Origin of the sequence: Kitasatospora sp. NPDC057542, assembly GCF_042801945.1 — a bacterium.
Classification (GTDB): domain Bacteria; phylum Actinomycetota; class Actinomycetes; order Streptomycetales; family Streptomycetaceae; genus Kitasatospora.
In genome coordinates, this window is record NZ_JBHVFE010000383.1 from 1 (window position 1) to 8,685 (window position 8,685).

Below are 8,685 nucleotides of genomic sequence, written 5' to 3' on the forward strand. Positions count from 1 at the left end.
GCCGTGGCCCGCGAGGAGGACTACCCGAGGGACCACTCGGGCATTCGCAACTGCCAGGCTGGAAGCCGCCATTCATCCGCAATTGCGATGGCGCATCCCAGGTTCGACCGGAATCTGCGATCAGTCGCCCTCGAACTGCAGCGCCCGGCGGACGTAGCGGACGCAGCCCGAGGCGCAGCCGATCAGGACCACGTCCTCCCCGTCCCGGCACTCGAACACGGTCCAGTGCTTCTCGATGGTCTTCGGGTCGTCCTCGCGCCGCTTCCGGACCTCGACCAGCACCAAGTCGCTCGGCAGGTAGCGGGCCCGCGCGCTGGTTTCGCGCAGCGGCGAGATCGCGAGCGCGGTGGCCGAGGCGTGCAGGAACTCCGCGGTCGGACGGCAGTACGGCCGGGCGCCGGCGACACAGCCCTCGAAGACCACCACCCGCCCCTCGGCGAAGGCGTCGCGCTCCTTCCGCTCCTCCGTCCTCGACTCGCCGATCGTCGCCCCCAGTACCTCGACGACCGCACCGAGAACGTCCACGAGCATCCGCGTCTCCCCTCCATCGCTCGTTCGTGCGCACCATTCGACCACGGGCGGCCCGGACGCCACGCCCCCGGCCCGCGCCCCGGGCGCGGATCGGGAAGAGCCGGAAAAATTCTTCGCAGCGGGTGTCGATCCGGCGCCGGCCCGTTCGACGCAGGGGTGAGAGGCGGGGAGAGGCCCCGCCCGCACGACCGAGGAGTCACCATGCCGCGCTTCATGACGCTGATCCGCATCGACGAGCAGTCCCGCGCCGGGTGGGAGCCGGACCCGGGCTTCGAGCAGCGGATGGGGGCCCTGTTCGAGGAGATCACCAAGGCCGGCGTGATGCTGGAGACCGCCGGCCTCACCCCGACCTCCCAGGGCACCCGGCTGACCTGGAACGACGGGAAGATCGGCTGCACCGACGGGCCGTTCACCGAGACCAAGGAGGTCGTCGGCGGTTACGCCATCCTCCAGTGCAAGGACCACGCCGAGGCCCTGGAGTGGACCCGGCGCTTCCTCCGGGCCCACCCCGCGCACTGGCCGGTCGAGGCGGAGGTCCGGCAGATCGAGGAGATGCCGGAGCCGCCGAAGTAACAGCCGTGGCAGTGTTTGCCTCCGTCTCCGCCGGCTGCTCTGATGGGTGGCCGTGACGGAGAGGGCTGCTACCCACGAGACCGCGGCGGCGGCCGTCGAGACGGTGTTCCGGATCGAGTCCGCGCGGATCATCGCCGGGGTCGCCCGGATCGTCCGGGACGTCGGCATCGCCGAGGAGCTGGCGCAGGACGCGCTGGTGGCCGCGCTGGAGCGGTGGCCTCGGGAGGGCGTCCCGGACAATCCGGGCGCCTGGCTGACGGCCACCGCCAAGCACCGCGCGGTCGACCTGGTCCGCCGCCGGGAGGTCTACGCCCGCAAGCTCGCCGAGGTCGGGCGGTCGGCGGAGGAGGTGCCGCCCCCGGAACCGGCCGAGCCGGACGGCATCGACGACGACCTGCTGCGGCTGATCTTCACCGCCTGCCACCCGGTGCTGTCGGCGGAGGCACGGATCGCGCTCACCCTCCGACTGCTCGGCGGGCTGGCCACGCCGGAGATCGCCCGCGCCTTCCTGGTGCCCGAACCGACGGTGGCGCAGCGGATCGTCCGGGCGAAGCGGACGCTGGCGAAGGCGGGGGTGCCGTTCGAGGTGCCGTACGGGAAGGACCGGGCGCAGCGGCTCTCCTCGGTGCTGGAGGTCATCTATCTGATCTTCAACGAGGGCTACTCGGCGACCGCGGGGGACGATCTGCTCCGCCCCCGGCTGTGCGAGGACGCGCTGCGGCTGGCCCGGGTGCTGGCCGCGCTGATGCCCGCCGAGCCGGAGACGCACGGGCTGGCCGCGCTGCTGGAGTTCCAGGCCTCGCGCACGGCCGCCCGGACCGGGCCGGACGGGAGGCCGGTGCTGCTGGCCGAGCAGAACCGGTCGCGCTGGGACGGGCTGCTGATCCGGCGCGGCTTCGACGCCCTGCAGCGGGCGGGCACCGGGCCGTACTCGGTGCAGGCAGCGATCGCCGCCTGCCACGCCAAGGCGCGGCGGTACGCGGACACCGACTGGGCGACCATCGCCGCTCTGTACGAGCGGCTGCTGGCGCTGTCACCGTCCCCGGTGGTGGCGCTGAACCGGGCGGTGGCGGTCTCGATGGCCCGGGGCCCGGCCGCGGCGCTGGAGCTGGTGGACGAGCTGGCGGCGGAGCCGGCGCTGCGCGGCTACCACCTGCTGCCGAGCGTGCGGGGCGACCTGCTGGCCCGGCTGGGGCGGCCGGCGGAGGCCAGGGCGGAGTTCGAGCGGGCGGCGGGGCTGACCCGCAACGAGCGGGAGCGGGAGCTGCTGTCGGAGCGGGCGGCCTCGCTCGACGGGAGCCGGCGGACAGGCCTCAGGCGTCCTCCAGGCGCAGCCGGGCACTGACCGTGCCGAGGCCCTCGGCGAGCACCGCGAGCTGCTCGCGGGTGAGCACGTCGATCAGCAGCTCGCGCACCAGGGCGACGTGTCCGGGTGCGGCCTGGCGCAGTGCCTCCCGGCCCCGGTCGGTGAGTTCGGCGATGACGCCGCGCACGTCGCTGGGGCAGGAGCGGCGGGCGACCAGGCCCGCCCGCTCCAGCTGGGTGACCTGGTAGGTCAGGCCGCTCTTGGAGGTGACCAGCTTCTCGGCGAGTTCGGTCATCCGCAGGGAGTCGCCGGGGGCGGCGGACAGGTGCACCAGGATCTCGTACTGCTGGTGGGAGAGTCCGGAGTCCTCCTTGAGCTGGCGTTCCAGCCGCCGGTTCAGCAGGTTGCTCGCGGTGACGAAGCCCCGCCAGGCGGCCGCCTCGTCCGGGTCCAGCCAGCGGGGTTCGTTCAGTGGGGACATGCGACGAAGCCTACTCCTGTTGTTCAAATTCGAACGAGGGTGTACCGTCGGCGAAGACGTTCAAATTTGAACTACCTATTCGGTCAACGGTCCTGAGGAGGACGCCATGAGCACCGCGGCCCCCGAGCGCATGCCCGCCCTGTACCTGTCGCACGGCGCGCCGCCGCTGGCCGACGACCCGGTCTGGCCGGGCGAGCTGGCCGCCTGGTCCGCCGACCTGCCCCGGCCCAGAGCCGTCCTCATGGTCTCCGCCCACTGGGAGGAGGCCCCGCTCGCCCTCGGCGCCGTGACCACCATCCCGCTGGTGTACGACTTCTGGGGCTTCCCCGAGCACTACTACCGGGTCCAGTACGCCGCCCCCGGCGCGCCGGATCTCGCCGAGCGCGTGCGCAAGCTGCTGCGTGCCCCCGGCACGCCCGTCCAGGACATCCCCGACCGCGGGCTCGACCACGGCGCGTACGTCCCGCTGGTCGAGATGTACCCGGACGCCGACATCCCGGTGCTCCAGGTCTCGCTGCCCACCCTCGACCCGCAGCGGCTGATGGAGATCGGCCGCAAGCTCGCCCCGCTGCGCGACGAGGGCGTGCTGATCGTCGGCAGCGGCTTCTTCACCCACAACCTGCGGGCGCTCAGCAGCGACGGTCGGGTCACCTCGGTGATGGCCGAGTTCGACGACTGGGGCCGGCGCGCCCTGGAGGCCCACGACCTGGACGCGCTGCTCGACTTCGAGCACAAGGCCCCGGCCGGGCGCCTGGCCCACCCGCGCACCGAGCACTTCGCGCCGCTGTTCGTCACCCTCGGCGCCGGCGAGGCCGACCTGGACAGCCAGCGCAGTGTCATCGACGGGTTCTGGATGGGCCTGGCCAAGCGCTCGATCCAGCTGGGCTGAACCCCTCGCGAGGAACATCGCGTGAAGCGCTCACCGATCGTCGGGCGGCCGCCCTGCGCGATTCCGGGTGCTGGGTCTATCGTGTGACGCTCCGTCGAAGGAGTGATCATGCGCAACGGCGATGCCGTACGAACCGCCCTGGACGTCTCGCTGGCGGTGCTCACCCCGCACACCGGGGACCGCGACTGGGACGTGCCCGCCGGGCTCCTGGAGTGGAGCTGCCGCGACACCGCCGCCCACATCGCCCACGACCTGCTCGCCTACGCCGGCCAGCTCGCCGCCCGCCCCCGGGACCGCTACCTGCCGCTGGACCTCACCGTGCGGCCCGAGGCGGACCCGGCCCAGGTGCTCACCGTGGTCACCGCCGCCGGGCGGCTCCTCGCCACCGCCCTGGACGCCGCCCCGCCCGACTTGCGCGCCTACCACCACGGGCCGTGCGATCCGCTCGGCTTCGCCGCGATGGGCGTCGCCGAAACCCTTCTCCACACCCACGACATCACCAGCGGCCTCGGCCTGCCCTGGCAGCCGCCCGCCGAGCTGTGCCGCTTCGTGCTCGACCGGCTCTTTCCGCAGGAGCCGGCCGCCCACCCCGCTGAAGTCCTGCTCTGGTGCACCGGGCGCGGGGAACTGAACGGCCGCCCGCGCAAGTCCTCGTGGAACTGGCGGGCGGCCATGGGCGAGTGGCCGGACTGATCCGGTCGGTCAGACGCCCTCGGTCAGGCGCTCTCGGTGGCGATGCGCTCGGCCTGGCTGCGCTCGACGCAGAACTCGTTGCCCTCCGGGTCGGCCAGGGTGACCCAGCCCTTGCCGTCCGGGGTGCGGCGGTCCGCCAGTACGGTGGCGCCCAGGGCGACCAGGCGGGCCACCTCCTCGTCCCGGCTGCGGTCCTGCGGCTGGAGGTCGAGGTGGACCCGGTTCTTGGCCGACTTGCCCTCGGGCACCCGGATGAAGAGCAGCGAGGCGCCGGCGGAGTTCACCACCGCCTCCTCGTCGCCCGGGTTGTCGTCCTCGCCCAGGGTGCCGTCCAGCGCCTGGGCCCAGAAGGTGGCCAGGGCGTGCGCGTCGGCGCAGTCGATCGTCACGTGTCGTACCAGAGAAGCCATGCGGCTACTCTGACCTGCCCCGTTCGGGTTCGTCCAGCCTTTTCCGGGAGTGCCGGTGGCCGTCCAACGGGAACGGCGGGAAGGCCGGGAGCACTTCCTCGAACGGGTAACCGGCCTTCTCCGCGACCCGGCAGGAGGCGAGGTTGTCCACCTGGTGCAACAGGTCTATCCGGCGCAGGCCGTCCTCGGCGAAGGTGGCGAAGGCCCAGCGGGTGAGGGCCTCCACCGCGCGCGGGGCCACCCCCCGGCCGCGGGCCGGGGCCGCCGTCCAGTAGCCCACCTCGGCGCTCTCCCCGCCGGGAGCGGGGTACTTGAGCGCGACGTTGGCGACGAGCTCGCCGCCGTCCAGGACGGCGAAGCTGTACCGGGTGCCGGCCGCCCGGCCCTCGTACTGGAGACGCAGCCAGTGCGCGGCCTGCTCGGCGTCGTCCACCGGGGTACGGGTGAAGCGGCGCAGGGTCTCGTCCCGGTAGGCCTCGATCAGGGCGGGCGCGTCGGCGTCCTCGAAGGGGCGCAGCAGCAGGCCGTCGGCCGTCAGGGGCGGCGCGGTGACGGTCACTTGAGGCCCTCCCACCAGGACGTCGCTGCCGCCGGCGGCCTCGTAGAGTGTGCCGGGCCGTTGGTCGTTCATGGATGTACTCCCCGTGGGTGAACCGTGCGTTGCGGCCTTCCTAGCAGGCGGAGGGCTCGGGCGTGCTCGGACGGCGGGGCCCGGCCCGCTGTTCGCGCCGGGCTCAGCAAGCGGAGGGTGGGGTTCCCGCTTGACCCTGACGTTGGCGGCAGGGTCGGAGGGTGGGGCCCATGAGCGAAGAGAGCGGGACGCAGGGCAGGGTCGTGGTGGTCACCGGGGCCGGGACGGGGATCGGGCGGGAGACGGCGCGGGCCTTCGCGGCCGAGGGGGCGCGGGTGCTGGCGGTCGGACGGCGGTTCGAACCGCTGGCCGGGACGGCGGCCGCGCACCCGGCACTGATCGAGCCGCTGGCCGCGGACGTGACCGGGCCGGATGCGCCGGGGGAGATCGTCCGGGCGGCGCTGGAGCGGTTCGGGCGGCTGGACGTGCTGGTCAACAACGCCGGGATCGTGGACGGCCGGCAGGGCCTCGGCGGCTTCGACCGGGCGGGCGTCGAGACGCTGCTGGCCACCAACCTGGTCGCCCCGGTGCTGCTCGGGCAGGCCGCGCTGCCCGCGCTGGAGCGGAGCCGGGGCGTGGTGGTCAACGTCAGCACCGCCGTCGGGCAGCGCGGCTGGCCGGGCAACTCGGTGTACGCGGCGAGCAAGGCGGCGCTGGAGACGGTCACCCGCAGCTGGGCGGTGGAACTGGCGCCGCGCGGGATCCGGGTGGTGGCGGTGGCGCCCGGGGCGATCGACACCCCGATCGGCGACCACTCCGGGTACGGCCCCGAGCAGCGGGCGGCGATCCGGAAGTGGCAGATCGAGCACACCCCGCTGGGCCGGATCGGCCGCCCGGCGGAGGTGGCCTGGGCGATCACCCGACTCGCCTCGCCACAGGCCTCGTTCGTGACCGGCGTAGTGTTGTCGGTGGACGGCGGCGCGCTGGCGGGCTGACCGGGAGGGGACGGGTGGCGGTGCGGATCGGCGAGCTGGCGGCCCGGACGGGCAGTACCGCGCGCGCTCTGCGGCACTACGAGCAGGCCGGGCTGATCGACTCCGGGCGCGCGCCGAACGGCTACCGCGAGTACGGCGAGTCGGCGGTCGTCCGGGTGCGCAACATCCGTGCGCTGGTGGCCGCCGGGCTCACCCTGGAGGACCTCCGGCCGCTGCTGGGCTGCCTGGACGGGGACGTGCTGTCGGGCCGGCCGTCCGAACGGGTGCTGGGGATCGCCAGGGAGCGGCTGGCGGTGCTGGAACGCCGGATCGCCGCCCAGACCGAGGCCCGGGACCGGCTGGTGGCGGCACTGGCGGCGGCCGGGGTGGGCGGGGACGGGGTACGCACGGACGGGTGACACCCCCGATCGGGGGTGTGCAGGGGTCGGACGGGAGAGGACAGTGGGCCCCATGCAGATTCCACTCTCCGTGATGGACTTCCTCGACCGGGCCGAGCTGGTCTACGGCGACCGGGTCGGCATTGTCGACGAGCCGGTGCAGCCGGCCGAATCCTGGGGCGAGCTGAGTTACCGCAGGGTCGCCGAGCTGGCCCGGGCCCAGGCCGCCGGGCTGGACCGGCTCGGTGTCGGGCCGGGCGAGCGGGTCGCGATCGTCTCCCACAACTCGGCCCGGCTGCTGACCTCGTTCTTCGGGGTGAGCGGGTACGGCCGGGTGCTGGTGCCGGTGAACTTCCGGCTGAAGGCCGAGGAGGTGTCGTACATCGTCGAGCAGAGCGGCGCCTCCGTGCTGCTGGTCGATCCCGAGGTCGCGGACGCCCTGAGCGGGGTGGTGGCCAAGCACAAGTTCGTGCTCGGCGCGGACAGCGACGCCGTGCTGTACGACTTCGACGGCACCCCGCGGCGGTACGCGGTGGACGAGAACGACACCGCCACCATCAACTACACCAGCGGAACCACCGCCCGCCCCAAGGGCGTTCAGCTCACCCACCGCAACGTCTGGCTGAACGCGACCCTGATGGGCCTGCACTACGGCGCGAGCGACCGGGACGTCTACCTGCACACCCTGCCGATGTTCCACGCCAACGGCTGGGGCCTGCCGTTCTCGCTCACCGGTCTGGGCGCCCGGCACATCGTGCTGCGCAAGGTGGACGGCGCGGAGATCCTGCGCCGGGTCGAGCGGCACGGGGTGACCTTCCTGTCCGGCGCTCCCGCCGTGGTCCAGATGGTGCTGGACGCGGCCGCCGACTGGGACGGCCCGGTGCCCGGCCGGGACCGGGTGCGGATGATCGTGGCCGGCGCCCCGCCGCCGACCTCGGTGGTGCAGCAGGTCGAGGAGCAGCTGGGCTGGGAGTTCATGCAGCTCTACGGCCTGACCGAGACCTCCCCGGTGGTCACGGTCAACCGCTCGCGGGCCGAGTGGGACGTGCTGCCGGCCGCCGAGCGGGCCGAGAGGCTGGTGCAGGCGGGCGCCCCGGCGCTCGGCACCCAGCTGCGGGTCGACGCCCAGGGCGAGGTGCTGGTGCGCTCCAACACCGTGCTGGACGGCTACTGGCAGCAGCCCGAGGCGAGCGCCGAGGCGCTGCGGGACGGCTGGTTCCACACCGGCGACGGCGGCACCCTCACGGACGGCCAGCTGACCATCTCCGACCGCAAGAAGGACGTCATCATCAGCGGCGGGGAGAACGTCTCCTCGATCGAGGTGGAGGACTGCCTGTACGACCACCCGGCGGTGGCCGAGACGGCGGTGATCGGGGTGCCGCACGAGAAGTGGGGCGAGACGGTGAAGGCGCTGGTGGTCCTCCGGGAGGGCCACGGGGCGGTCACCGAGGCCGAGTTGATCGCGCACTGCAAGCAGCGGCTGGCCGGCTACAAGTCGCCCACCACGGTGGAGTTCCGGGACGCCCTGCCGCGCACCGCCACCGGGAAGCTGCAGAAGTTCCGGCTGCGCGAGCCGTACTGGACCGGGCGGGATCGCCAGGTCAACTGACCAGCCCCGACTCCCGGGCCGCGAGGGCGAGTTCGGTCCGGTTGCGGACACCGAGCTTGTGCATCGCGGACTTGAGGTAGCCCGTCACCGTGTTGCAGGTCAGGCCCAGTCGGGCGGCGATCTCCGGGTTGGTCCGGCCGGTCGCCGCCCACCGCAGCACCTCGTGCTCCCGCGGGGTCAACGGCGGTGCGGGGGCGGCCTGGCGGGGCTGTTCGCGGCTCCAGGCGGCGGCCCCGGCGAGCGCCCGGGC

At 73.5% G+C, this 8,685-nt stretch carries 12 protein-coding genes; 7 read left to right on the forward strand and 5 right to left on the reverse strand.

What is annotated here, in order from left to right:
• Nucleotides 1–120: 120 nt before the first annotated feature.
• The gene (locus ACFU7Y_RS33555; RefSeq protein WP_224282121.1) at nucleotides 121–531 is read right to left on the reverse strand and encodes a hypothetical protein; all 411 of its coding nucleotides are present in this window, start codon (nucleotides 529–531) and stop codon (nucleotides 121–123) included.
• A gap of 201 nt (nucleotides 532–732) precedes the next feature.
• Here ACFU7Y_RS33555 and ACFU7Y_RS33560 point away from each other — a divergent pair, with 201 nt between their 5' ends.
• The gene (locus tag ACFU7Y_RS33560; protein WP_224282122.1) at nucleotides 733–1,104 is read left to right on the forward strand and encodes a YciI family protein; all 372 of its coding nucleotides are present in this window, start codon (nucleotides 733–735) and stop codon (nucleotides 1,102–1,104) included.
• A 52-nt stretch (nucleotides 1,105–1,156) separates the two neighbouring features.
• A complete protein-coding gene (locus ACFU7Y_RS33565; protein WP_380770633.1) occupies nucleotides 1,157–2,449 on the forward strand; it encodes an RNA polymerase sigma factor in 1,293 nt (430 codons plus the stop codon).
• Here ACFU7Y_RS33565 and ACFU7Y_RS33570 read toward each other — a convergent pair.
• Complete coding sequence (locus ACFU7Y_RS33570; RefSeq protein ID WP_224282131.1) at nucleotides 2,418–2,882, reverse strand: MarR family winged helix-turn-helix transcriptional regulator; 465 nt, start codon at nucleotides 2,880–2,882, stop codon at nucleotides 2,418–2,420. The genes ACFU7Y_RS33565 and ACFU7Y_RS33570 overlap by 32 nt on opposite strands.
• Nucleotides 2,883–2,997: 115 nt before the next feature.
• On the opposite strand from ACFU7Y_RS33570, the gene ACFU7Y_RS33575 reads away from it, so the two are divergent.
• Nucleotides 2,998–3,780: a dioxygenase gene (locus ACFU7Y_RS33575; RefSeq protein WP_224282124.1), complete on the forward strand. Its 783-nt coding sequence runs from the start codon at nucleotides 2,998–3,000 to the stop codon at nucleotides 3,778–3,780.
• 108 nt (nucleotides 3,781–3,888) lie between these two features.
• Nucleotides 3,889–4,473 (forward strand): maleylpyruvate isomerase N-terminal domain-containing protein, encoded by a 585-nt coding sequence (locus tag ACFU7Y_RS33580; RefSeq protein ID WP_224282125.1) that lies wholly within the window; start codon nucleotides 3,889–3,891, stop codon nucleotides 4,471–4,473.
• Between the two features lie 23 nt (nucleotides 4,474–4,496).
• On the opposite strand, the gene ACFU7Y_RS33585 is transcribed toward ACFU7Y_RS33580, so the two are convergent.
• Entirely contained in the window at nucleotides 4,497–4,883 is a 387-nt protein-coding gene (locus tag ACFU7Y_RS33585) for a VOC family protein (RefSeq protein WP_224282126.1), read from the reverse strand.
• 4 nt (nucleotides 4,884–4,887) lie between these two features.
• On the reverse strand, nucleotides 4,888–5,514 hold the full coding sequence (locus ACFU7Y_RS33590) for a GNAT family N-acetyltransferase (protein WP_380770634.1): 627 nt from the start codon (nucleotides 5,512–5,514) through the stop codon (nucleotides 4,888–4,890).
• 170 nt (nucleotides 5,515–5,684) lie between these two features.
• Between ACFU7Y_RS33590 and ACFU7Y_RS33595 the strand changes: the two genes are divergently transcribed.
• From ACFU7Y_RS33595 to ACFU7Y_RS33605, 3 genes are read left to right on the forward strand one after another with little or no spacing between them, the layout of a single operon-like run.
• Nucleotides 5,685–6,449 carry an SDR family NAD(P)-dependent oxidoreductase gene (locus ACFU7Y_RS33595; protein WP_224282128.1) on the forward strand — a complete coding sequence of 255 codons (765 nt, stop codon included), beginning with the start codon at nucleotides 5,685–5,687 and terminating at the stop codon, nucleotides 6,447–6,449.
• 20 nt (nucleotides 6,450–6,469) lie between these two features.
• Complete coding sequence (locus ACFU7Y_RS33600; RefSeq protein ID WP_224282132.1) at nucleotides 6,470–6,847, forward strand: MerR family transcriptional regulator; 378 nt, start codon at nucleotides 6,470–6,472, stop codon at nucleotides 6,845–6,847.
• Nucleotides 6,848–6,899: 52 nt separating this feature from the next.
• Nucleotides 6,900–8,435, forward strand: a complete 1,536-nt coding sequence (locus ACFU7Y_RS33605) for an AMP-binding protein (RefSeq protein ID WP_224282129.1) — start codon at nucleotides 6,900–6,902, stop codon at nucleotides 8,433–8,435.
• Here ACFU7Y_RS33605 and ACFU7Y_RS33610 read toward each other — a convergent pair.
• Nucleotides 8,428–8,685, reverse strand: a 258-nt coding sequence (locus tag ACFU7Y_RS33610) for a response regulator transcription factor (RefSeq protein WP_380770635.1), incomplete at its 5' end; no start/stop codon positions are given. The genes ACFU7Y_RS33605 and ACFU7Y_RS33610 overlap by 8 nt on opposite strands.